This window comes from Arthrobacter sp. YAF34, assembly GCF_052113245.1.
Lineage (GTDB): Bacteria > Actinomycetota > Actinomycetes > Actinomycetales > Micrococcaceae > Arthrobacter.
This window is the reverse complement of record NZ_JBFRCV010000006.1, coordinates 1-23,514: the sequence shown is the minus strand read 5'-3', so window position 1 is coordinate 23,514 and position 23,514 is coordinate 1. Positions and strand designations below refer to the sequence as shown.

The following is a 23,514-nucleotide window of genomic DNA, read 5'->3' as shown; positions in this document are numbered from 1 at the left end:
ATCCGGTGTGGCAGCTTTGCCAATCCCGCAGGAGACCCAGCAACATATGACAGCCCTGGCCACTGAAAATTTCCGCGAAGAGCTCCTGAGCCGCCGGTACGAACCCAACGTCGGCGCCGTCAACGAACTCTGTGACGCCCTCCAGGCAGCCAAAGCTGGCACCATGGTCCCCTACGTGGACCCCATGCACGATGTCGATGAGTGCCGCATCATCAGCTTGTACTCCAACATCGGCACCGCGGACGCATCGGGCTTTATCACCGCCGGCGATGACGAGGCGGCCACCCGCATGCTCGGCGTCCAGTGGAAGCTGGGCCTCCGCCCCGAATTCGTCATGCCGTGGAACGTCCACCCGTGGCACGTCGACGGCGAACCCAACGGCAAGTTCACGCCGGACCAGATTTCCGCCGGGCTCAAGCCGCTGCTGAAGTTCCTGGCCCTCGTGCCCCGCGCCTCCGTGATCGTGGCCCACGGCACCGAGGCCAACCGTCTGGCCAACCTGCTGCTCAAGACCGAAGTGCCCATGATCTGGCGCCGCGGCCTGAAGACCTACAAGGTCCGTTCGCTCAGCGGCCGCGCCTTCGCCGGCACCCCGGTCCGCCAGGAGGAGTACCTGGCGGAAATGCACACCGCGTACGCGGACGCCATGGCCCGCACCGGTCTGGCCAAGGCCAGCTAACCCACCTGCACCATACGACGGCGGGCTCTCACCTCAAGGTGGGAGCCCGCCGTCGCTAGTTAACCCACACCGCGGGGTCACTTACCGCCTGTCCACCGTGGTGGGATGGACCGTAAGTGACCCCGCGTTGCGTCGTTTGGTGCCGCGTCAGCCCTGGGCTTCGATGGCCGCCTTGGCGCCCGGATCGGAATCGGACAGGAACTTTTCGATCCGCTCCGGCTCTTCGGCCTCGCCGATCGCCGCGGACGCACGGCCCAGCGAGTAGAGCGAGCGCAGGAAGCCGCGGTTGGGTTCGTGCTCCCACGGGATCGGCCCGACGCCGCGCCAGCCGTTGCGTCGCAGCGAATCCAGGCCGCGGTGGTAGCCCACCCGCGAGTACGCGTAGGAATCGATGGTGCGGCCCTCATCCCACGCTTCCTCGGCCAGGATGGCCCACAGCAGCGAGGACGTGGGGTGCTTCGCCACGAGGTCCACGGCTTCCTGGCCGAGCGCGAGGTGCTGGTAGATCTCAGTCTCGGCAGGCAGGAGCGTGGGCTCGGGACCCATCAGATTCTTGCGGAACTCGTCGGACATGGCTAGAAGGTCTTACCGGTGGAGCCGAGCTGCTGGGCTGCTTCCACCACGCGGGCGGCCAGGCCGGCCTCGGCGGAGGCGCCCCAGACGCGGGGATCGTAGAGCTTCTTGTTGCCGACCTCGCCGTCGACCTTCAGCACGCCGTCGTAGTTGCGGAACATGTGGTCCACCACCGGACGGGTGTAGGCGTACTGGGTGTCGGTGTCGATGTTCATCTTGATCACGCCGTAGGAGACCGCGTCCGCGATTTCCTTCTCGGACGAGCCGGAGCCGCCGTGGAAGACCAGGTCGAACGGGTTGGCCTTGCCGATCTTGTCCCCGACCTGCACCTGGATGTCCTTGAGGATCTCCGGGCGCAGCTTGACGCCGCCCGGCTTGTACACGCCATGCACGTTGCCGAACGTCAGGGCGGTGATGTAGCGGCCGTTTTCGCCGGAACCGAGCGCGTCGATGGTGGCCAGGGCGTCCTCGACCGTGGTGTAGAGCTTTTCGTTGATGGCGTTCTCGACGCCGTCTTCCTCGCCGCCCACGGTGCCGATCTCAACCTCGAGGATCATCTTGGCGGCCGCGGTGCGCTCGAGCAGTTCGCGGGCGATCCGCAGGTTCTCCTGCAGGGTCTCGGCCGAGCCGTCCCACATGTGCGAGTTGAAGAGGGGGTTGCGGCCAGCCTTGACCTCGGCCTCGGAGGCGGCGAGCAGCGGGAGCACAAAGCCGTCCAGCTTGTCCTTGGGGCAGTGGTCGGTGTGCAGGGCGATGTTGACGCCGTAATTCTTGGCGACCTCGCGGGCGAAGGCGGCAAAGCCCAAGGAGCCGGCAACCATGTCCTTGGTCGAGGCGCCGGACCAGTAAGCCGCACCGCCGGTGGAGACCTGGACGATGCCGTCGGACTCGGCCTCGGCGAAGCCGCGGAGGGCGGCATTCAGGGTCTGGGAGGACGTGACGTTGACGGCCGGGAATGCGAAGCCGCCCGTCTTTGCGCGGTCGATCATCTCGGAGTAGATCTCTGGGGTTGCAATGGGCATGCTGACTCCTCGTCGAAAGCAGTGGTAGCTACATGGCTATCTACATCCTAGCCACGTGCGTCCCGGAGCCGCATACGTGAAGCCGGGCCCGGGAAATGTTCCCGGACCCGGCCACAGAGGCAGGCAAAGATGTTATGGCGCCCTGCCGGCGCGCCGGCCTCCGGCTACTGTCCCGCGACGCTCGTCGCGAACCGGACGGTCATGCTGCCGACGCCGGTGACGTCGTCATAGCCCGGCGCGGTTCCCAGCGATGTGTCGTTGCCGGTGCCAACCAGATAGCTAGCGCCGCTGATGGGACTGGAGAAGACCATGGCCTGGGGGCTGGACTGCGGCACCACATCCCGCGCTCCGGAGTTGGCCGTCTTCGCTGCAGCGTAGATGGCCGGGTTGGCGAACCCGACGGTCTTTCCGGTCGCGGACTGTGCGATCGCCATCTGTGCCGCCGTCAGCGGGCAGGCCAGCGACGTTCCGCCGTACCCGGTCGTCTCATAGGCGCCGGTTTTGAGGACGTGGTCGTTGGTGATCGGGCTGATCCCCACCTGGTAGCCGGTGTAGGGATCGGCAAGGGAGGACACATCCGGGGAAACCCGGTGGCCATTGGCCAGCGCGGCCGGCACGGTGCCCTGCTGGTAGCCCGGCTGGGCGAACACCGCGCTTATTCCGCCGCCGGCGCCGAAACGGAAGGTTCCAGGCATGGCCCCGGCGTAGCTGAGGCTGCCGTCGGGATTCGGGACGATCCGGTTGCGGGTGGTTCCCCAGCCGGTTTCGAACAGGTAGTCGTTGTTCTTGCCCACGGCCAGGCTGGTTCCGCCGACGGCCGTAACAAACGGCGAGCTGGCCGGGAAGTCCGGGGACGCGTAGCCCAAGCTCGCCTTCTCGTCGCCGTTGTCGCCGCTGGAGAAGTAGAGCCCTACGCCTTCGCCGGCCGCCTGAAGGTGAATGTTCTGCATGCCCATCAGCGCGTTCGGGGAGACCGCCTCGCCCACGTAGCCGTAGCTGTTGCTGACAATGTTGCTGAGCTTCTTGTCCAGGATGGTGGACATCGCGACGTCGAGGCCCGCGCCGCAGTTGTTCCCTCCGACGTAGAGAATATTCGCGGCAGGGGCGAGTCCGTGGACGGCCTCGACGTCGAGCGTCTGCTCACCCTGCCAGCCGCTGGGCTGCCCGCACAGGGCCTGGTCCATGAACATTTTCGAGTCGGGCACGATCTGCTGGTACTGCCCGGTCTTGAGGGCCGGGAGGCTGTTCTTCTGCGAGTACGTGTTCGCGTCCGATTCGATGCTCGGCGAGGCGTAGGCGTCGATGATCGCCACAGTCTGGCCCGCGCCGGCTGTCGAGGGGGACGTCACCCCGTAAGCGCCTTGCAGCTGGGACGGGGTGTAACCGCAGATGCCGGTGCCGAAGCTCGTTGAGCCGTAGGCCGCCGGGACGGTGACCTTGTTCTGCTCCCAGTAGTTCGAGCAGGGTGCCGCAACCGGCGGGGCGCCGACGGGCTTGGCGGACGGCTGGGCCTGGTCCGAGGCCTCGCCGGCGGTTGCCAGCGACGGGCGGGTGAGCAGCCGCCCCTGGTCGATGGAGATCGCCTGGACCTTGGCTGACAGGTTCGCCGGCACGGAGGGGGCGGTGGACGGGCCGATCAGGCTCTGGCCCTGGAACGAATAGGTCTGCTCGGTGGTGCTGAAAGCGGCATTGATCTGGGCGACGGTTCCGCGGAAGACCACGTAGAGGCCGCTCGCGGGGACCGAGGTAATCACCATGCCCTGCGCCTTCAGGTAGTCAACGACCGCCGTGACGTCAGCCTTGGCCGGACCGTACTTGGCGATCCAGTCCGCGGGCGACAGGTACTGCTGGTAGTTCGGATTGCCCGGAGTGGACACGGCCGTCGCAAACGCCTTGGCCGCTCCGGCGTCGGGCAGGTTCAGGTAGATCTCGCCCTCGACGGTCGTATTGCTCAGTGGGGTGCCGGTCTTGGCGCGTGAACCTGCCCAGGGGGGAACTGAACCCGGAGAGTTGTTCGACGGCGGCGGCGTCGGCGGGGCCGCGACCGCGGCTGTTGCGGTCAGGCCGATGGCAACGGCCAGGGATGTTCCAAGCGCGAGCAGGCGCGTGGTGCGCCGGGAATGCGAAGTTGCGACCTTCTTCATGAAATGCCTTCCCCTAAGCAGGCACCCGTTGCGCCCGCACACGCCAGAGCCTAAACGGCAAAAACCGATCTGACTATAGGTGCCTCAGGAAACTATCTGGCCGAACACGTGGCGGCGGACCCAGGCGTGCATCGCGATGGCCGCGGCGGATGCGGCGTTGATGGAGCGGGTGGAGCCGAACTGCTCGATCGACAAGGTGGCGAGCGCCGCTTCGTGGACCTCGGCGGTCAGCCCCGGGCCCTCCTGCCCGAACACCAGCACGCAGTCCTTCGGCAGTTCGTAGGTCTCCAGCGGGACGGAGTCCGGGAAGATGTCGATCCCGATAATCGCGAGGCCCTCCCCCTGCGCCCAGGCCACGAAGTCCGCGACGGTGGGGTGGTGGCGGATGTGCTGGTAGCGGTCGGTGACCATGGCGCCGCGGCGGTTCCACCGGCGTCGTCCGATGATGTGGACTTCCTTGGCGAGAAAGGCGTTGGCGGACCGGACCACGGTGCCGATGTTCATGTCGTGCTGCCAGTTCTCGATCGCGATGTGGAAGCTGTGGCGCTTCGAGTCCAGGTCGGCCACGATCGCTTCGTGCTTCCAGTAGCGGTACTTGTCCACCACGTTGCGCCGGTCCCCGTCGGCCAGCAGGTCCGGATCCCAGTGGTCGCCGTGCGGAAGTTCGCCCTCCCAGGGGCCGACGCCGACCTCCGCCTTGGGCCCGCTCTCAGTATCAGCCCCAGTAGCAGCCTCAGTATCGGCCTCGGTGAAAGGGGCGGGCGGAAGCTCGGCCGCGGGCGTTGCACCGGCGTCGTCGGGAATCTGGGGTTCAGTCACGCCTCAACACTAGACTTAGGACGCAGGCAGCAGCACACTCACGGCGGAGGACACCATGGCAGAACAGCGCGACGACCAGCGGACCGATTCAGGCGAGCCCAGTTCACCTGCGTCGGTGTACCGCAGCGGCCAGGAAATCGAGTGCTGGCTGACGGACATGGACGGCGTCCTCGTTCACGAGAACCAGCCCATCCCGGGCGCGTCGGAGCTGATCCAGCGCTGGGTGGATACCTCCAAGCGCTTCCTCGTGCTGACCAACAACTCGATCTTCACGCCCCGGGACCTCGCGGCCCGGCTGAGCTCCTCCGGCCTGGAAATCCCCGAGGAGAACATCTGGACCTCGGCGCTGGCCACGGCGCAGTTCCTCAAGGACCAGGTCCGCGGATCGGAATCGGGCAACCGCGCCTACACGATCGGCGAGGCCGGGCTCACGACGGCGCTCCACGAGGCAGGCTTCATCCTCACCGACCAGAACCCGGATTTCGTCGTGCTCGGCGAGACCCGCACCTACTCCTTTGAAGCCATCACCATGGCGATCCGCCTGATCCTGGCCGGCGCCCGCTTCATCGCCACGAACCCGGACGCCACCGGCCCGTCGAAGGACGGCCCCATGCCCGCTACCGGCGCCATCGCGGCCCTCATCACCAAGGCCACGGGCCGCGAACCGTACATCGTGGGCAAGCCCAACCCGATGATGTTCCGTTCGGCCATGAACCAGATCGACGCCCATTCGGAAACCACGGCCATGATCGGCGACCGCATGGACACCGACATCATCGCGGGCATGGAAGCGGGACTGCACACGGTGCTGGTGCTCAGCGGCATCACGCACCGGGACGACATCGCCGCCTTTCCGTTCCGGCCGAACCAGGTCCTCAATTCCGTGGCGGACCTCAAGAACCAGATCTGACCGGGGCGCCGGCGGGGCCGCTCCCGGCGCCGGGATGCATCAGAACGCGGTCTTCTTCCCGCCGCCGCCCGGCAGCGGGAAGAAGTCGTCCTGGAGTTTTTCGATGATGGGCCGGTAGATGAACGGGCTCCAACCGGGGCTCGCGTGCTCCGGCCTGGCGCCGTCCGTTCGCAGGTCATCCGAGACCATGTTGGCTTTGAAGGTCAGTGACCACGAGTCCCGGGCAGACTCGTAATCCACGGTCTTGTCCCCGGGGTTGCCAATGAACGCCATCTTGGTGCCGCCCAGCTTCCCGACGAAGCGGCTGGCGTCAAAGTGGTAGATGTAAGCGGATTCGGATTGGATCAGCACGCTGGAGGGCGCGATTGGCGACAACTGCTCCAAGGTCTGGTCCACCACCTGGCCCCAGCTGCGCTCATTCTTGTGCAGCATCCTCTCGCCGAGCTCGTAGCCCCCGCGCAGCACCGAGGGGAAGCGGAAACCGCTCTCATAGAGCAGCACCACGCCCTCGAACCAGCTCTGGTCCAGCACGTCGTGCCGGCTCTCGGGGCTGGAGTCGAGCAGGATGAACGCCACTTCGACGCCGTGGAGCTCGCGCAGCCGGGCGGCCACCTGGGTTGCGACCATGCCGCCGAAACTGTGGCCGTAGAAATAGAGAGTGGTCAGCTGGTGGGCGCGGACGTGCTCGATTACGGCAATCACCACCTCGTCGATGTCCAGGCCGTTGTTGGAATACCCGACGGCGGCGAGCTGGCCCCTTTTGTTCAGCGAGCCGCGCAGGGCGTTCAGGATCCACAGGGCCTCCTCCCAGCTGGTCTTGTAGCCGGGGAACAGGATCCAGCTGGCGTGCGGGAAATACAATTCGGCGACGTCGTCGCTCACTTCAAGGATCCGGTTGACGCGCCGCTCGTTCTGCACGTGCTGCGTGAACAGCATGTCCGCCGCCAGCAGGGACGCGGACCCGGCGCCGATCAGGAAAGTGCGTCGGGAAAACCGTTTGAGCTCCACGGCGTGGCGGAGCAGGCGGGCCTCGGCAGGGCCGGGGCCTCGCGGATGGTTCGGTTCCATTTCGGCCGGCACATGACTACCGTATCCACGCTCCGGCGGGGATGAGAAACGGGACCGGCACGAAGGGATGGAACGCGGCCGGAATCGCGGTCCCAGGCCGTCATCGGCGCGGTTCGGAGCCCGCGGCTACGCGGGTTCGGGCTCGCGGCCGACCTCGCGGCGGCTGATTTCCATACCGATCTCGTCATAGGTCGCCAAGAGTTCTGAGCGGGCCATGTCTGAGGGGTCATCGAGCAGGCCGAAGACGGAGTCGCTCGCGGCGAGGAGCTCGTCGTCGGAGAACCGGGTCAGCCGGCGGGTGCCCGAGGGGTCAACCGAGGCGAGGAATTCACCGGACATGTCCAGTGTCTGCATCGCGGCGGAGTCATCGACGCGCAGGCTCAGTTCCAGGGAGACGCCGCCGGGGGCCGGCATGCCGGCGGTCTCCGAGCCGGAGGTGCTGCCGTCGATCGCGTTGAGATCGTTGCGCAGGCCGGCCAGCGCCCCTGATTCCACGAACGCGGCCCGGCCGAGGTCGACGCGGATGTGCGCGGTGATGCCCATGCGGCGAACACGCTGGATGATCTGCATCAGGGAGGGACGGGAGGCCTGCGTGAGGCTCCCCCGGACATCGATCCGGACGACATCCGAAGTGACATCGAGTTTAACGTGGGCTTGCAGAGACTGGTCCATAGGTACTCCAAAGAAGGATGACTATGGCCGACGGCTCAACCGCATCCAGCGTATCCTCGCTGTTCTCGGCGCACAAGTCATCGCCGGCTGCCGGTTCAGACCGCCTGTCGCCGGCCCGGCTCCTCGTAGTGGGTCCGCGTGCCGGTTCCGCCGACGGACTGGACCAGCGATGTGGCGATATCGCGCAGCTTCACATTGCCGTTGCTGGAGGCGTCGGTGAGGATCCGGACCGCCGTTTCCTGGTCGCAGCGGTTCTGCGCCATGACGATCCCGATCGCCATGTCGATGACAGTCCGGGACTCCAGCGTGGCGCGCAGGTTGGTGGCGCTGTCCGTGTGCAGGGAGAACCGGACAGCCAGCCGCAGGGCCTGGGAGATTTCGCGGGTGTACCCGCGCGCCCGGGCCGCGACGTCGCCGTCGAATTTGTGCGGAACGTCGGAGTAAAGATTCAGGGCCGCCTGGGCTTCGCCCTGGAGGTGGAATGGCACCGACAACACCGAGCGCAGCCCGTGCGAGGCCACCGCCGTGGCGTAGTCCGGGCCCCAGCGGTCCTCGTCGAAGAGGTCCGGGACGTAGACTTCCCGTTCCTCCTTGGCGGCCGTGAGGCAGGGGCCCTGGGACAGCGAGTACTGGATCTCGTCGACCTCCCGCGCGGAATCGCTGCTCCACCCGATCGTGGCGGCCTTGCGGTCCCGCAGCAGGGTAATTCCGCACAGCGCGTCGTCGCCGGAGCCCGCGACCTGGTGCGCGGAAAAACGCGCCAGCTCGTTGAGGAATTCTTCGAAGTCCGTGCTGTCGAGGATCAGGTTCTGGATCTGATCGACAGAACTGATGGAGTCAGTCGTCAGGGCTTCATTGGGCGGGAGCATGTCGCGTTTCTCCAGGGGCGGGTACGGACGGGGGTATTTAAGAAATGATAAGTCACCCCCCAGACACCGTCTACCTGTGTACGCCGCAGGAGTAACGGCTAGCTGAGGCCCAGCTCATCCTTGCCGAAAGCGAAGAGGTACGGAACACCGGCTTCGGCTTCGATCTTTTCTTTGGCTCCCGTGTCGCGGTCCACGATCACGGCGACGGCCACCACGTTGCCGCCGGCTTTGCGGACACCTTCGACGGCGGTCAGCGCGGAGCCGCCGGTGGTCGACGTATCCTCCAGGACCAGGACCTTGCGCCCTTCCACTGCGGGGCCCTCCACCTGGCGTCCCATGCCGTAGGACTTCTGTGCCTTCCGGACGACGAAGGCGTCTACCGGGCGCCCGGCGTCGACGGCGGCGTGCATGACCGCGGTGCCCACGGGGTCTGCCCCCATGGTGAGTCCGCCGGCGCACTCGAAATCGATCCCGGCGTCGTCCAGCAGTGAGAGCATGACCTGCCCCACCAGCTTGGAGGCCTCGTGGTGCAGGGTGATGCGGCGCAGGTCAATGTAGTAGTCGGCCTCCGCGCCGGACGAGAGGATGACCTTGCCGCGGACGACCGCCAGTTCCTTGATCAGTTCCAGGAGTCGGGCACGGGCAGCGGCAGCATCGGCTGCGAAGTCACGGGTGGCAGTCATGGCTCCCAGTTTAGTGGCTGGCCGGTCACGGATTCCCAGCCGGGCTCCCTGTGTGTCGGGGACACCGGGCGCGGGGTCAGCGGCCCGGGACCTTGTACTCTTGGCGGCACCGGCACCCGGGAGTCCGATGGAAGCATGACGGCAGGAACCGAACCATCCACCCGCTGGCCTGCGATCACCAAAGACCCCGGCAGTTTCCGGGTCCGGCCAAACCTGGTGGATTATGACGCGGCGTGTGCGGCCTTCACCTGGGATGAAGCCAGGCGCGCCCTGTCAGGGCTCCCCGGCGGCCGCGGCCTGAACATCGCCTACGAGGCGGTGGACCGGCACGCGGCCGGCAGCGGGGCCGCGCGGGAGGCCCTGCGGTTCGTCCGGGCCGACGGCAGCACCCATTCGTTGAGCTACGCCGGGCTGGCCGAACAGACCAACCGCTTCGCCGCTGTCCTGCGCGGCCTTGGTGTCGGCCGCGGGGACCGGGTCTTCTCCCTCACCGGCCGCGGGCCGGCCCTGTACATCGCAGTCCTCGGCACGTTCAAGAACGCGAGCGTGTTCTGCCCCCTGTTCTCAGCCTTCGGCCCCGAGCCGGTAAGGCAGCGCCTCATACTGGGCTCCGGCCGGGCACTGGTCACCACCCGGGCGCTGTACCGCCGGAAGATCGCCCAGCTCCGCAGGCAGCTCCCGGACCTCCAGCACGTCCTGCTGGTCGACGCCGACGGCGATCCCGAACCCGGAACCCTCGACCTGGCCGCCCTCATGCGCGAGGCACCGCCGGACAGTGAGATCGCGGTCACCCAGCCGGAGGACATGGCCCTGTTGCACTTCACGTCCGGCACCACCGGCACCCCGAAGGGCGCCATCCACGTGCACGACGCCGTGACCGCCCACCACGCGACCGGCACCTTCGCCCTGGACCTGCACCCCGGAGACGTTTACTGGTGCACGGCCGACCCGGGCTGGGTCACGGGAACCTCCTACGGCGTGATCGCACCCCTGAGCCACGGGGTGACGGCCATCGTGGACGAGGAGGAAATGGACGCGGACCGCTGGTACCGGATCCTGGCCGAACAGCGGGTCACCGTCTGGTACACGGCCCCGACGGCCTTGCGAATGCTCATGAAGGCCGGGGCCGGCCGCGCCGCGGGCCACGACCTCTCCGCCCTGCGTTTCGTCGCCAGCGTCGGCGAGCCGCTCAACCCGGAAGTGGTGGTGTGGGGGCAGGAGGCGTTCGGGCAGCCGGTGCATGACAACTGGTGGCAGACCGAAACGGGCGGCATCATGATTTCCAACTTCGCCGGTACCGAGATCCGGCCCGGGTCCATGGGACGGCCGCTGCCCGGAGTCGAGGCGGCCCTCGTGGTCCGGGACGCGGACGGCAAGCCCGTCATCCGCGACGGCGCAGCGGTCCTCGTCACGGCCCCGGACACCATGGGAGAACTGGCCCTCCGGCCCGGCTGGCCGTCCATGTTCCGCGGCTATCTGCATGAGGAGGAGCGTTACCGCCGCTGCTTCGCGGGCGGCTGGTACCTGACCGGGGATCTCGCCAAACGCGACGCCGACGGCTACTACTGGTTTGTCGGCCGGGGCGACGACGTCATCAAGTCCTCGGGGCACCTGATCGGGCCGTTCGAGGTGGAGAGTTCCCTCATGGAGCATCCGGCCGTGGCCGAGGCCGGCGTGATCGGGGTCCCGGACCCCGTGGCCGGCGAGGTGGTCAAGGCCTTTGTTGAGCTCCGGACCGGCTGGGAGCCGTCCGGGGAGCTGGCGCTGGACATCATCGGCTTCGCCCGCAAGCGGCTGGGCCCCGCCGTCGCGCCGCGGCTGCTGGACTTCACCACAGCGCTGCCCAAGACCCGCAGCGGGAAGATCCTCCGGCGCCTGCTCAAGGCGCGCGAGCTCGGCCTGCCGGAGGGTGACACCTCCACCATCGAGACGCCCCAGGCCGCGCCAGACCCGGCCGCCACAGAGCGGACCAGCACAGAGCCGGCCAGCACAGAGCGGGCCCCGAAATGACCGGCACCGCAGTCCCGCGCGGGGGCCCCGTGGACGCGGCCCACGGCCGGCACCTGCTGCTGCAGATGCTGCGCGTCCGCCAGCTCGAAGAGAAGTGCGTCGAGCTCTACAGCGCGGCCAAGATCCGCGGCTTCCTGCACGTCTACATCGGCGAGGAAGCCGTAGCCGCCGGCGTCATGGCTTCCCTGGCCCCGGAGGACGCCGTCGTCGCGACGTACCGGGAACACGGCCACGCCCTGCTCCGGGGCGTCTCGGCCGGCGCGATCCTCGCCGAAATGTACGGCCACGTCGAAGGATGCTGCCGCGGCCGCGGCGGGTCCATGCACCTCTTCGACGCCGCCACCCGCTTCTTCGGCGGCAACGCGATCGTCGCCGGCGGCCTTCCGCTCGCCGTCGGCCTGGCCCTCGCGGACAAGATGGCGGGGCGTTCCAACGTCACGGTGTGCTTCTTCGGCGAAGGGGCCGTGGCCGAAGGCGCCTTCCACGAGAGCCTCAACCTGGCGGCTCTCTGGCAGCTGCCAGTGCTGTTCTGCTGCGAGAACAATCTCTACGCCATGGGCACCGCGCTGGTGCGTTCGGAGTCCCAGACGGACATTGCGCTCAAGGCCGCCGCCTACGAGATCCCCGCCTGGGCGGTGGACGGCATGGACGTCCTGGCTGTCCAGGAGGCTGCCCGCCGAGCCGTGGACGCGGTGCGCTCAGGCGGCGGACCGCATTTCCTGGAGCTGCGGACCTATCGCTTCCGGGCCCACTCCATGTTCGATCCCGAACGCTACCGGACCAAGGAGGAGGTGGCCCGGTGGATGGAACGGGACCCCATCATGCTGCTGCGCGCCACCCTGGAAGCAGCAGGCCAGCTCTCGGCCGCCGACTGGGAGCAGCTGCAGGCTGACGTCCAGGCGGAAGTCGCGGCCGCCGTCGACTTCGCCGAGGCCGGAACGCCGGAACCGGTGGAAGAACTGACCCGTTTTGTCTACAGCGAGCGCGGCGGCGACGAGGGCACGGACACAGCAACCCGCTCGGCGGCCGCACGGCGGCGTGCCGGGAAGGGAACAGGAACGCCATGAAATCCAGCTACCGCGAAGCGCTCCGGGCGGGCATCCGCGACGCCCTGATCCGCGACGAGCGCGTATTCCTGATGGGCGAGGACGTGGGCGCCTACGGCGGCTCGTTCGCCGTCAGCCTGGGCCTGCTGGAGGAGTTCGGCCCGGACCGGATCCGCGATACCCCGCTGTCGGAATCCGGCTTCGTCGGTGCCGGGATCGGGGCCGCGCTGGGCGGCATGCGCCCGATCGTGGAAATCATGACCGTCAACTTCAGCCTGCTCGCCCTCGATCAGATCGTGAACAACGCCGCCACCTTGCTGCACATGTCCGGCGGCCAGTTCAACGTGCCGCTCGTGATCCGGATGACCACCGGCGCGGGCCGCCAGCTCGGCGCCCAGCACTCGCACAGCCTCGAGGGCTGGTACGCCCACATTCCGGGTCTGCGGATCCTCGCTCCGGCCACCCTCGAAGATGCCCGCGGGATGCTGTGGACGGCCCTGCAGGACCCGGACCCCGTGCTGATCTTCGAGCACGGTTCGCTGTACAACGTCGCCGGGGAGCTGGCCGACGACGCCGGGGCCGTGGATATCAGCACCGCCGCCATCCGGCGACCTGGCAACGACATCTCTCTGATCACCTACGGCGGGACCCTCCCCGCGGTACTCGACGCCGCGGAGCAACTGGCGGCCGACAAAATCGACGCCGAGGTCCTGGACCTGCGCACGCTCCGCCCGCTCGACGACGCCGCCATCCTCGCGTCCGTGGCGCGGACGCACCGCGCCGTGGTGATCGACGAGGGTTGGCGCAGCGGCAGCCTGTCCGCCGAGGTGAGTGCGCGGATCACCGAGCAGGCGTTCTTCGACCTCGACGCGCCCGTGGGCCGGGTCTGCAGCGCCGAGGTGCCGATCCCCTACGCGAAGCACCTGGAACTGGCCGCCCTGCCGTCCACGGAACGGATCGTGGCCGCGGCCAAAGCGACGGTGGACATCGGTGGGTGACTTCCTGATGCCCTCACTCGGGGCCGATATGGAGCACGGCAAGATCGTCGAATGGCTGGTCAAGCCCGGCGACTATGTGCGCCGCGGCGATCTCGTGGCCGTCGTGGACACCGACAAGACGGTCATGGATGTGGAGTCCTTCCAGGAGGGGGTCGTGGCGGACCTCCTAGTCGGCATCGGCGAAACCGTCCCGGTGGGAACCCCGCTGGCCGTGATCACCCAGACCCCGGCCGAGGTCGGGGCTCCGGTTCATGAGGCACTCCCGGCACGGGCGCCGGCCAAAGCCGCTGCGGGGCCGCTTCAGGTCCCGCCGCAGATTCCGGAGGCGCCCGGCCCGTCTGCGGGGCCGCCTCAGATCCCGCAGATTCCGGAGACGCCCGGCCGGTCGCAGGGTGCGCCTATCGCGCCTCCCGTGCGGCATCTGGCGCACCGGTTGGGTGTGGACACCGGCAGAATCCACGGCACCGGCAAGGACGGCGCCGTCACCCGCGCGGACGTGGAACACGCGGTGGCAGCCCGGCCCGGCAGCGCGGGCCGGGTGCGTTCCTCCCCACGGGCCAGGCGGCTGGCGGCGGAGCTGGGGATCGCCCTTTCCACCGTGACCGGCACCGGCCCGGACGGTGCGGTGACCGTGGCTGATGTGCAGGGCGCCGCGGCCGGGGAAGGCGCTGCGCGGGCAGCGGAAACACCGGCAGCACCGGCAGCTCCAGCAAAGGGAAAGCCTTCGGCGGAGGCCCGCGAGCGCGTGGCCAGCCTGCGCCGGGCCATCGGCGCCCTGATGACGCGCTCGAAGCAGACCATCCCGCACTATTACCTCAGCACCACACTGGACCTGCGGGCCGCCGTCGACTGGATGCAGTCCGTCAACGCGCACCGGCCCGTCGCCGCCCGGCTGGTCCCGTCAGCGCTCCTGCTCAAAGCGGCGGCGCTGGCGGCGCGGGATGTGCCCGAGGTCAACGGCTTCTACGACGACGGCGGGTTCCGGCCCAGCGCGGCGGTGCACCTGGGCGTCGCGGTGGCCCTCCGCCAGGGCGGCCTGGTGGCCCCCGCAATCCACGACGCCGACACCTTGCCCCTGGACGTGCTGATGGAGCAGCTGCGGGATCTTGTCAGCCGGGCCCGCGCGGGACGGCTGCAGCGCGCCGAGATGGCAGATCCCACGCTGACGGTGACCAACCTCGGGGACCTCGGCGTGGACAGTGTGTACGGGGTGATCTATCCGCCCCAGGTCGCCATGCTGGGCTTGGGCCGGGTGATGGAACAACCGTGGGCCGAGAACGGTCTGCTCGGGGTCCGTCACGCCGTCATTGCCACGCTCTCCGCGGACCACAGGGTCAGCGACGGGCTGCGCGGCGGCCGCTATCTCGTCCGGATCAACGAGCTGCTGCAGGAACCGGAGAACCTGTGAAACCCAACGCCAGGAAAGCTGAGGAACCATGAACGAACAGGACGCCCGGGCGGCGGTGCACGCCGCCATCGGCGCGGTGGCACCCGACGTCGACCTCGACGACGTCGACGAGGGCGCCCGGCTGCGCCAGGACCTGGAGCTCGATTCGCTGGATTTCCTGCGGCTTGTGGAAACCATCGATACGGCCACCGGCGTCGACATTCCGGAGCGCGACTATCCGGCCGTCGCCACCGTCAAAGGCCTCATCGGCTACCTCGCGGCGCACGGCTGACCCCCATCGACTGCTCCATAACGGCCCTTTTGGGGGCCTAAGGGGCGGTTACGGAGCACTCGACGGGGCGAAGCCTGGCCCTGCATGGCTTGGTGTGCAGCTACGGCTGCCTCTGCGGCCGGGGTTCGGCCCGCCGCGCGAACGCCGGCGCGTGCTCGGGCCGCGGACCAAAGGCAATGAACCGGGGAACGATGGTGCGGACCGCAGGAACGCGGCGGGCCACGAAGAGCGCCGCCGCAGGAACTTTTGTCCGCTTCCCGGCCATGATCGGGCCGAAGACCGCGCGCTGCATGAGCCGTTGGGCGCTCTGCACGATGAAGGTGGGCAGCCGCCGCCGTCGTTCGACTTTCTTCAGGTCCGCCGCGGTCACCCGGCCCCGGAGCAGGGCGGGGGCAAGGTAGTTGGCGGCGGCCACCGCGTCCTGGATGGCGAGATTGATGCCGACCCCGCCGGCCGGGGACATCGCATGCGCGGCGTCGCCGATGCAGAGCAGCCCGTTGATGTGCCACGAGTGCAGCCGGTTCAGGCGCACGTCCAGCCAGTGGAGGTCATCGAGGGATCGGATGGCGTCCACGCGGTCGGCGAGGTCTGGGCGGAGGGCCGCGATCCGCCCTCGGAATCCTTCGACGCCTTCGGCGCGGATCCGGGCGTCTGCGCCCTTCGGGGCGAGGTAGCCCATTTGGTAGTAGTCGTTGCGGAACAGGGCCACCATCGCCTCGCCAGGGCCGAACGCCGGGACCAGTCCGGCGACCTCGCCGGTTTCGGCGGGATACCGGGGCAGCCGGAACCACCAGGTGTCGAAGGGCACCGGAAACTCTTTCGGTGCCAGCCCGGCGGCGGTGCGCAGGGCGGAATGGCGGCCGTCCGTAGCGACCACCAAATCCGCCAGGAGTTCGTCCGCCGTGCCGTCCGGGGTGCGGAGACGGACGCCGCGGACGCGGCCGCCGTTGCGGACCAGACCGGTGGCCGTGTGGTTCATGAGCAGCGTGAACCCCGGTTCCTCGGCTGCGGCGGCGGCGAGGAAATTCAGGAAATCCCACTGCGGCATCATGGCCACGTAGTTGTACGGCGGCGGCAGGGCGTCAAAATCGCCCATCGTTACCGGCGGGCCGCCCGGGACCGGAAGCGCGACATTCTTCAGGCGGCTCTGCGGCAGCCGGCGGAATTCCTGGCCGAGGCCCAGCTCGTCAATCAGCCGGATGGTGGAGGGGTGCACCGTGTCGCCGCGGAAGTCGCGCAGGAAATCCGAGTGCTTCTCCAACACTGTGACCCGCACCCCGGCCCGGGCCAGGAGCAGGCCGAGCATCATCCCCGCAGGACCACCGCCCACCACCGCGCAACCGGTCTTTTCCATGGCCCCACGGTACGCCTGCCGGTGGTGCTGCGGGAGGGGGTTGTCGCGGCGGTTTCGGACCCGCGCTGCGGTTTCTGACCCGCGCGGCGGGGATCCGCGTAGCGCCGGTCCGAAAGCGCAGCGGCCGTCGAGGACCGTAGCGCATTCCGGCCCTGAAGCCGTCCGCTACCCGCCCGCCGACGCCGGAACCGCCCGCCCGACGCCGAACGGCCAGCCGGGCCGCGGGCCGTGCTGGCAGTCGGGCCTGGGTCGGCTGCAATAGTTGAGCGCGGTTGACACCGCTGGCTAGGCTGAGGGGCATGCGTGAACTCCAGGCCAAGATCATTGAAGAAATGGGCGTGCAGCCCCGGATCGACCCCGCCGGGGAGGTGCGCAAACGCGTGACGTTCCTCAAGGAATACCTGGCGGCCACCGGCACCAAGGGCTTTGTCCTGGGCATCTCGGGCGGCCTGGACTCTTCCCTCGCCGGCCGGCTGGCCCAGTTGGCGGTCGAGGAACTTGAGGCCGAGGGCGTCGAGGCGAACTTCGTGGCCGTTCGGCTCCCCTATGGCGTCCAGCACGACGAGGACGATGCCCAGGCGGCCCTGGACTTCGTGTCCGCCAAGACCGAATGGACGTTCAATATCTCGGCCGCGGTGGACGGTTTCGAGGACGAGTTCCAGAAGACCGTCGGCGCGGAGATCTCCGATTTCCACAAGGGCAACACCAAGGCCCGGACCCGGATGATCGCCCAATACGCCCTGGCCGGCGAGCACAACTACCTGGTGATCGGCACGGACCACGGCGCCGAGTCCGTCACCGGATTCTTCACCAAGTTCGGCGACGGCGGCGCGGACATCCTGCCGCTGTTCGGCCTCAACAAGCGCCAGAACCGTGCGCTGCTGGCCGAGCTCGGCGCGCCGGCCCGGATCTGGGAAAAGATCCCGACGGCGGACCTCCTGGACGGCAAGCCCGGCCGCACCGACGAGGACGAACTCGGCCTGAGCTATGACCTGATCGATGACTACCTCGAGGGCCGCGAAGTCCCGGATACCGTTGCGGAGCGGATCGAGACGCTGTACCTGCGGACCCGGCACAAGCGCACGGTGCCGGTGACGATTTTCGACACCTGGTGGAAGCAGTAACGCGGAGGTAGGTGTCTCCGCGGGGCACTTTGAGCCGTTTCTTGACCTCTCCGCCGTCAACGACCGGCGTGCCCGTGTCAATGTGCCCCGCGGCCGGCTTCTTTGCCTCGATGTTCTGGCCGGGTGCTCTTGGCCCCGCTGAGGTTCCAGTTACGGGATCAGCACGAGCTTGCCCCGGACGTGGCCTGCGCGGCTGATGCCCAGCGCCCGGGCCGCATCGGTGAGGGGAATCCGCTCCTGGATGCTGAAGCGGAGCTTTCCATCGGCGGACAGCCGGGCCGCCTCCGCTACCCGTCCGTCCAGCAGCCTGACCGGTGCAATGCCGGCGGCGTTGGCCTCTTTGCCGGGCACAGTGGTCACCGCGGCGCCGTGACCACCGAGCAACTGAACCGTCGCCGTCGTCGTCGCCTCCCCTCCAAAGGTGTCCACGACGGCGGTAATGGTGCCCAGGGTGCGGACGCGTTCCACGAGCCCATCGCCATAAACCACCGGTTCGGCGCCGAGGCCGCGCAGATAGTCATGATTCTGCTCTGAGGCGGTGCCAATGACCCTGGCGCCGAGGTGCCGCGCGATCTGGACTGCCGCCGAGCCGACCCCGCCCGCTGCGCCGTGGATGAGGACCGTGTCCCCCACGCCAATGCCGAGCTGGACCAGCGCCGAATACGCTGTGCCGCCAGCGATCGCGACGCAGGCCGCCTGCTCAAACTCGATGCCCGCGGGCTTTGGCGTCAGCTGGCTGGCCGGAAGATTGGCCACGGAGCGGTAGCCACCGGAAATGCCATTCCAGATGACCTCGTCGCCCACCTCGAACCCGGTTCCGCCGGGGCCGACGGCGGTCACCGTTCCTGCCGCCTCACAGCCGGGAACTGCTGGGAGGTCCAGGGGAAGGTAGCGCTCCAGGTGGCCGGCAACGACTTTCCAGTCCACCGGGTTGACGGCGACTGCGCGGATTCCCACCTGGACCTCGCTCTCCCCCGGCGCCGGCAGGTCCTCATCGCCCACGGTGACGACGTCCGAGCTGCCGTAGTGATCGAAAGAGATCCTGGTGCTTTTCATGAGGCTGCGCTCCTTCGGCACGACGCGATTGCGGCCTGCTGCCAGCTTCTGGCACAACGGGCGCCTGCGCAAGAGCCTCGAGACTAGGGACCTGCCCGAGGTAGCCTGGGCCGTCCGGGGGCACTTTGAGCCCCGGCCCGGCACCCCCGGCGTCGACCAGCGGCGCGTCCGTGTCAACGTGCCCCGCGATGGCCGGCCGGGGCTGCCCACATCAGGCGTTGCCCGCTCACGTGCCCTGCAGCTGCGTCGAGATCCGGTGGGCCTCGTCCATGAGCAGCCGCCCCAGCCGGGCGCGCCGGTCTTCCCTGAAGCGCGGCTCGATGCCGGTCAGGGACAGCGCCCAGGCCGGCCGTCCCCGCCGGTCGAAGACCGCGGCGCCCATCCCCCAGCTGCCCTCCAGGACCAGCCCCGGGTTGACCGAATAGCCGGCCTGCCGCGTCGCCTCAAGGTTCTCGCGGACAAGAGCCTCTGTGTGCGCGGCCGCAAAGCTACCGGCATGGGCGGCCCAGTCCGCGAACAGCTCTTCCTGCTCTTCCGGCGGCAGGAATGCCATGATGGCCGTGCCGGCGGAGGCGACGCCGAGAGGAAACCGCACCCCCTCGTGCAGCACGAAGGAACGGACCGGGAAGCTGCCCTCCTCCCGGAGAAGGCACACGGTCTCGTTCCCGCGGCGGATCGAGAAGAACGCGCTTTCACCGGTCTCCTCGGCGAGGCGCCGCAGACTCGGCCTGGCGATGTCCTCCAGTGGAAAGCGGGCCGAGGCCACGGAGCCCAGCAGCAGGATCTCCGGACCCAGGACCCAGTTGCCGCTGCCGGGATCCTGGTCCAGCAGTCCCTCGGCCGCCAGGGAGCTGAGCAGCCGGTGCACCGTGGGGCGCGTCAATCCCGATTCGCGCACCAATTCCACGAGCGGGCAGCCTTCCGGTTTCCGGCCGACCATCCGCAGCAGGCCGGCCACCCGGTTGACCACCTGGGCGCCCTGGATTGGTGCAGCATTCATCCTTGCCTCATTCCGGTTCGAAATACATCCCAAAACACTCCATAGCATCCATATTGTGGACACGCTTCAGCATAGCGTCCACACTATAAACTCCGCTATCTGACAGCCGTTTTCCGCATTGACAGTGGCCTGCGACACACCATAGGCTCCTTCTTCAGATGCGGAGTCCACAAAGTGGATTGTCGAGGACAGCAAGAAGAGCTCAATGAGGAGATGCAATGTCAAAGGTGAAATCCGGGGCAGCAGCCGCGCTGCAGGACGTGCTGCGCGACGGCATGACGCTCGCCGTCGGCGGTTTTGGCCTCAGCGGGATCCCCGCTGACCTGATCGAGGCCGTGCGGGACTCCGGCGTGAGGGACCTGACGGTCGTCTCCAACAACATGGGCGTGGACGGCAAGGGCCTCGGCGTGCTGATCGAAGGCGGCCAGGTCCGCAAGGTCATCGCCTCCTACGTCGGGGAGAACAAGCTCTTTGCCGAGCAGTACCTCGCCGGCCAATTGGAGGTGGAGTTCACCCCGCAGGGCACCCTCGCCGAGCGCCTGCGGGCCGGCGGGGCGGGCATCCCGGCCTTCTACACGAAGACCGGCGTGGGCACCCTCGTCGCCGAAGGCAAGCCGCTGGCCGAGTTCGACGGCGAAACGTTCGTCCAGGAGCGCGCCATCAAGGCCGACGTCGCGCTCGTGCACGCCCACACCGCCGACACCGAGGGCAACCTGATCTACCGCTACACCGCCCAGAACTTCAACCCGGTGGTGGCCACGGCCGGCGTCGTGACGGTCGCCGAAGCCGAGGTGATCGTGGAGCCCGGGCAGCTGGACCCGAACCACATCGTCACCCCCGGCGTGTTCGTGCAGCGCCTCGTCCAGGCCAGCGGCCGCGCCAAGGACATCGAACAGCGGACCGTCCGCCCGCGCCCCGAGGTTGCCGAACCCGCATCCGCCGCCGCCTCTGCCTAAACCGGCCTGAGCGCCGCCACCCACACTTTCAGGAGAAACACCATGGCTTGGACCCGAGATGAAATGGCCGCGATCGCGGCCGAAGAACTGAACGACGGCGACTACGTCAACCTGGGCATCGGCATCCCCACGCTGGTGGCCAACAACCTGCCCGACGGCGTCCGCGTTGTCCTGCAGAGCGAGAACGGGCTGCTCGGCATGGGGCCCTTCCCCTACGAGGGCGAGGAAGACGCCGATCTCATCAACGCCGGCAAGCAGACCGTTACGGTCCTGCCCGGCGCCAGCATCTTCGACTCCGCCACCTCCTTCGGCATGATCCGCGGCGGCCACGTGAAGGTCGCGATCCTGGGCGCCATGCAGGTCTCCGGGAACGGCGATCTCGCCAACTGGACCATTCCCGGCAAGATGGTCAAGGGCATGGGCGGCGCCATGGACCTCGTGGCCGGCACGCCGCGCGTGGTGGTCCTCACGGAGCACAACGCCAAGGACGGCACCGCCAAGATCGTCGCCGAATGCACCCTGCCGCTCACCGGGCTCAGCTGCGTGGACCGCATCATCAGCGACCTCGCCGTCTTCGACTTGGTGAAGCATGAACCCGGCGCCGGCCGGCAGCTGACGCTGACCCGCCTGGCCCCCGGCGTCACCGTGGACGAGATCCGGGCCAAGACCGAGGCGGCGTTTACCGTCGCCCTGGAAGAGGCAACCCCCACCCTTGAAGGAGCGACGGCATGAGCCTCAAAGACCAGTTCGGCAAGGACGTCCTGCTCACCGGCTGGGGGCACAGCCGCTTCGGCAAGCTCAGCGAGGAGACCCTCGAGTCCCTGATCGTGCAGGTTGCCACCGAGGCGATCGGCAACGCAGGGATCGAGCCCGGCCAGATCGACGAGATCTACCTTGGCCAGTTCAACTCCGGCATGATGCCGCTGGCCTTCCCGTCCTCGCTGGCCCTGCAGGTCTCGGACCAGCTGGCCAACGTCCCCTCCACCCGGGTCGAGAACGCCTGCGCCTCCGGCTCTGCCGCGTTCCAGCAAGGCACCAAGTCCCTGCTCGCCGGCACCGCGAAGACCGTGCTCGTCATCGGTGCCGAAAAGATGACCCAGGCCGGGGCCGACGTCGTGGGCGCGGCCCTGCTCGGCGCGGACTATGACATGGCCGGTAAAGCCTCCACCACCGGGTTCACGGGACTCTTTGCCGAGGTCGCGAAGCATTACGGGAAGCGCTACGGGGACGGCAACGGAAAGCTCGGCGACGTCCTGGGCACCATCGCCGCGAAGAACCACCGCAACGGCGTGGACAACCCCTACGCCCAGCTCCGCAAGGACCTCGGCGAGGACTTCTGCCGCACCGTCTCGGACAAGAACCCGATGGTTGCCGATCCGCTGCGCCGCACCGACTGCTCCCCCGTGTCCGACGGCGCCGCCGCCGTCGTCCTCAGCGTTGCCCCCACCGGCGGCGCCACCGCCCCGGTGCGGCTCGCCGGCTTCGGCCAGGCGAACGACTTCTTCCCGTCCGAGCGCCGGGACCCCACCGAGTTCGCCGCCACGCGCGCCTCCTGGCAGCGCGCCCTGGCGATGGCCGGCGTCGGGCTGGATGACCTCGACTTCGCGGAGGTCCACGACTGCTTCACCATCGCCGAACTGCTGATGTACGAGGCCATGGGCCTGACCGAACGCGGCCAGGGCGCCCGGGCGCTCGAGGAAGGCTGGGTCTTCAAGGACGGCAGGCTGCCGGTCAACGTCTCGGGCGGGCTCAAGGCCAAGGGCCACCCGGTGGGCGCCACAGGCGTCTCACAGCACGTCATCGCGGCCATGCAGCTCACCGGAACGGCCGGGGACATGCAGCTGGCTGCTCCCCGCCGGGCCGCGGTGCAGAACATGGGCGGCGTGGGCATCGCAAACTACGTCAGCGTGCTTGAAGCCGTCTAGGCAGCCGTCTGAAAAGGCAACGCGGGTCACCAACGGCCCATTCCGGCGGACTTTATGGGCCGGATCTGACCCCGCGTTGTTCTTGGGCGCCGTGGGGTCAGGCGTAGTCGTTGTAGAAGCCGCGGCCGCTCTTGACGCCCAGCCAGCCCTTGGCGATGAATTCCTCCAGCATGGGGGCCGACTTGTTCTCGACGCCGGCCAGCTCGCAGTAGTGGTTCTCGATGTCCAGGACCACGTCCAGGCCCACCTCGTCCATGAAACGGAACGGGGTGGTTTCGGATTTGAAGACGTCGGCGAACAGGGCGTCCACGTCCTGCGGCTCCGCGACGCCCTCGGCCACGACCAGCAGGGATTCGCGCTTGATCGCCGCCCAGATCCTGTTGAAGATGAAGCCGGTGCTCTGCTTGCGCACCAGGTGCGGCACCAGCGCGTATTTGGGCAGCTCGGCCATGAGCAGTTCCATGATCTGCGGATCGGTGTGGCCGCTGGACATCAGCTCCACCGAACGGACGGCCGGGGGCATGTAGAAGTGCATGTTCAGGACGCGCTCGGGGCTGCTCACGCCGCCGATGAATTCGGCGGAGGCAAACGAGGAGGAGTTGCTGGCCAGCACGGCGTCCGGGGCCGCCAACTGGTCCAGGTCGGCGAAGATCGCCTGCTTGAGCCCGAGCTTTTCGGGCACCGCCTCGACCACGAGCCACGAATCCTGGAGGGCCTCGGCGAGATTGTCCTTGGCCGCGAGCCGGACCGCCGGGTTGCCGCCGAGCTCTTCCACGGCGCGGTGGCGCTGCGTTGCGATGTACTCGATGGCGGCCTTGGCCACCCCGAGGTTCGTGTCGTAGACGCGCACCTCGGCGCCTTGGAGCGAGAACATCAAGGCGATGCGCCGGCCCAGGGTGCCGCCGCCGATGACAGTGATGGGCCGGT

Annotated in this window: 23 protein-coding genes; 11 read left to right on the top strand and 12 right to left on the bottom strand. The window is 68.3% G+C overall.

Annotation, left to right across the window (positions count from 1 at the left end):
* Window positions 1-46: 46 nt before the first annotated feature.
* Window positions 47-679 carry a uracil-DNA glycosylase gene (locus tag AB4Y72_RS08925; RefSeq protein ID WP_441425809.1) on the top strand — a complete coding sequence of 211 codons (633 nt, stop codon included), beginning with the start codon at window positions 47-49 and terminating at the stop codon, window positions 677-679.
* Between the two features lie 147 nt (window positions 680-826).
* On the opposite strand, the gene AB4Y72_RS08920 is transcribed toward AB4Y72_RS08925, so the two are convergent.
* The 4 genes from AB4Y72_RS08920 to AB4Y72_RS08905 form a co-directional block, all read right to left on the bottom strand.
* Window positions 827-1,252: a DUF3151 domain-containing protein gene (locus tag AB4Y72_RS08920; protein ID WP_441425808.1), complete on the bottom strand. Its 426-nt coding sequence runs from the start codon at window positions 1,250-1,252 to the stop codon at window positions 827-829.
* 2 nt (window positions 1,253-1,254) lie between these two features.
* The gene (fbaA, locus tag AB4Y72_RS08915) at window positions 1,255-2,274 is read right to left on the bottom strand and encodes a class II fructose-bisphosphate aldolase (RefSeq protein ID WP_441425807.1); all 1,020 of its coding nucleotides are present in this window, start codon (window positions 2,272-2,274) and stop codon (window positions 1,255-1,257) included.
* A 164-nt stretch (window positions 2,275-2,438) separates the two neighbouring features.
* On the bottom strand, window positions 2,439-4,418 hold the full coding sequence (locus AB4Y72_RS08910) for a S53 family peptidase (protein ID WP_441425806.1): 1,980 nt from the start codon (window positions 4,416-4,418) through the stop codon (window positions 2,439-2,441).
* Between the two features lie 84 nt (window positions 4,419-4,502).
* Complete coding sequence (locus tag AB4Y72_RS08905) at window positions 4,503-5,237, bottom strand: TrmH family RNA methyltransferase (RefSeq protein WP_441425805.1); 735 nt, start codon at window positions 5,235-5,237, stop codon at window positions 4,503-4,505.
* 55 nt (window positions 5,238-5,292) lie between these two features.
* Between AB4Y72_RS08905 and AB4Y72_RS08900 the strand changes: the two genes are divergently transcribed.
* A complete protein-coding gene (locus tag AB4Y72_RS08900; protein WP_441425804.1) occupies window positions 5,293-6,147 on the top strand; it encodes an HAD-IIA family hydrolase in 855 nt (284 codons plus the stop codon).
* Between the two features lie 39 nt (window positions 6,148-6,186).
* Here AB4Y72_RS08900 and AB4Y72_RS08895 read toward each other — a convergent pair whose 3' ends face one another.
* The 4 genes from AB4Y72_RS08895 to pyrE all read right to left on the bottom strand — a co-directional run bounded on the left by AB4Y72_RS08895 (window position 6,187) and on the right by pyrE (window position 9,439).
* The gene (locus AB4Y72_RS08895) at window positions 6,187-7,227 is read right to left on the bottom strand and encodes a thioesterase domain-containing protein (protein WP_441425803.1); all 1,041 of its coding nucleotides are present in this window, start codon (window positions 7,225-7,227) and stop codon (window positions 6,187-6,189) included.
* Window positions 7,228-7,341: 114 nt separating this feature from the next.
* The gene (locus AB4Y72_RS08890) at window positions 7,342-7,887 is read right to left on the bottom strand and encodes a hypothetical protein (protein ID WP_441425802.1); all 546 of its coding nucleotides are present in this window, start codon (window positions 7,885-7,887) and stop codon (window positions 7,342-7,344) included.
* Window positions 7,888-7,982: 95 nt separating this feature from the next.
* Window positions 7,983-8,756, bottom strand: coding sequence for a GAF and ANTAR domain-containing protein (locus AB4Y72_RS08885; protein ID WP_441425801.1), 774 nt, complete (start codon window positions 8,754-8,756; stop codon window positions 7,983-7,985).
* Window positions 8,757-8,854: 98 nt separating this feature from the next.
* Window positions 8,855-9,439: an orotate phosphoribosyltransferase gene (pyrE, locus tag AB4Y72_RS08880; protein WP_441425800.1), complete on the bottom strand. Its 585-nt coding sequence runs from the start codon at window positions 9,437-9,439 to the stop codon at window positions 8,855-8,857.
* A gap of 135 nt (window positions 9,440-9,574) precedes the next feature.
* Between pyrE and acsA the strand changes: the two genes are divergently transcribed.
* Genes acsA through AB4Y72_RS08855 form a run of 5 tightly spaced genes read left to right on the top strand, consistent with a single transcriptional unit; the run spans window position 9,575 to window position 15,172 of the window.
* Window positions 9,575-11,449, top strand: a complete 1,875-nt coding sequence (gene acsA / locus AB4Y72_RS08875) for an acetate--CoA ligase (protein ID WP_441425799.1) — start codon at window positions 9,575-9,577, stop codon at window positions 11,447-11,449.
* A complete protein-coding gene (pdhA, locus tag AB4Y72_RS08870; protein ID WP_441425798.1) occupies window positions 11,446-12,516 on the top strand; it encodes a pyruvate dehydrogenase (acetyl-transferring) E1 component subunit alpha in 1,071 nt (356 codons plus the stop codon). The genes acsA and pdhA overlap by 4 nt, the downstream gene beginning before the upstream one ends.
* Entirely contained in the window at window positions 12,513-13,493 is a 981-nt protein-coding gene (locus AB4Y72_RS08865) for an alpha-ketoacid dehydrogenase subunit beta (protein ID WP_441425797.1), read from the top strand. The genes pdhA and AB4Y72_RS08865 overlap by 4 nt, the downstream gene beginning before the upstream one ends.
* Window positions 13,494-13,500: 7 nt before the next feature.
* Entirely contained in the window at window positions 13,501-14,901 is a 1,401-nt protein-coding gene (locus AB4Y72_RS08860) for a 2-oxo acid dehydrogenase subunit E2 (RefSeq protein WP_441425796.1), read from the top strand.
* A gap of 28 nt (window positions 14,902-14,929) precedes the next feature.
* Window positions 14,930-15,172 (top strand): acyl carrier protein, encoded by a 243-nt coding sequence (locus tag AB4Y72_RS08855; protein ID WP_441425795.1) that lies wholly within the window; start codon window positions 14,930-14,932, stop codon window positions 15,170-15,172.
* Between the two features lie 100 nt (window positions 15,173-15,272).
* Here the strand turns inward: AB4Y72_RS08855 and AB4Y72_RS08850 are convergent, their stop codons facing one another.
* Entirely contained in the window at window positions 15,273-16,526 is a 1,254-nt protein-coding gene (locus tag AB4Y72_RS08850) for an FAD-dependent oxidoreductase (RefSeq protein ID WP_441425794.1), read from the bottom strand.
* A gap of 299 nt (window positions 16,527-16,825) precedes the next feature.
* Between AB4Y72_RS08850 and nadE the strand changes: the two genes are divergently transcribed.
* Window positions 16,826-17,650, top strand: a complete 825-nt coding sequence (gene nadE / locus AB4Y72_RS08845) for an ammonia-dependent NAD(+) synthetase (protein ID WP_441425793.1) — start codon at window positions 16,826-16,828, stop codon at window positions 17,648-17,650.
* Window positions 17,651-17,800: 150 nt separating this feature from the next.
* Here the strand turns inward: nadE and AB4Y72_RS08840 are convergent, their stop codons facing one another.
* Both AB4Y72_RS08840 and AB4Y72_RS08835 read right to left on the bottom strand, forming a co-directional pair.
* Complete coding sequence (locus AB4Y72_RS08840) at window positions 17,801-18,706, bottom strand: NADP-dependent oxidoreductase (protein WP_441425792.1); 906 nt, start codon at window positions 18,704-18,706, stop codon at window positions 17,801-17,803.
* Window positions 18,707-18,932: 226 nt separating this feature from the next.
* Window positions 18,933-19,706: an IclR family transcriptional regulator gene (locus tag AB4Y72_RS08835; protein WP_441425791.1), complete on the bottom strand. Its 774-nt coding sequence runs from the start codon at window positions 19,704-19,706 to the stop codon at window positions 18,933-18,935.
* A gap of 218 nt (window positions 19,707-19,924) precedes the next feature.
* On the opposite strand from AB4Y72_RS08835, the gene AB4Y72_RS08830 reads away from it, so the two are divergent.
* The 3 genes from AB4Y72_RS08830 to AB4Y72_RS08820 are packed head-to-tail and all read left to right on the top strand — an operon-like array spanning window position 19,925 to window position 22,587.
* Window positions 19,925-20,662: a CoA transferase subunit A gene (locus tag AB4Y72_RS08830; RefSeq protein ID WP_441425790.1), complete on the top strand. Its 738-nt coding sequence runs from the start codon at window positions 19,925-19,927 to the stop codon at window positions 20,660-20,662.
* Between the two features lie 42 nt (window positions 20,663-20,704).
* Window positions 20,705-21,394, top strand: coding sequence for a CoA transferase subunit B (locus tag AB4Y72_RS08825; protein ID WP_441425789.1), 690 nt, complete (start codon window positions 20,705-20,707; stop codon window positions 21,392-21,394).
* Window positions 21,391-22,587 (top strand): acetyl-CoA acetyltransferase, encoded by a 1,197-nt coding sequence (locus AB4Y72_RS08820; RefSeq protein WP_441425788.1) that lies wholly within the window; start codon window positions 21,391-21,393, stop codon window positions 22,585-22,587. Before AB4Y72_RS08825 ends, AB4Y72_RS08820 begins: the two co-directional genes overlap by 4 nt.
* 97 nt (window positions 22,588-22,684) lie before the next feature.
* On the opposite strand, the gene AB4Y72_RS08815 is transcribed toward AB4Y72_RS08820, so the two are convergent.
* The coding region (locus AB4Y72_RS08815; protein WP_441425787.1) for a 3-hydroxyacyl-CoA dehydrogenase family protein at window positions 22,685-23,514 on the bottom strand (830 nt) is incomplete at its 5' end.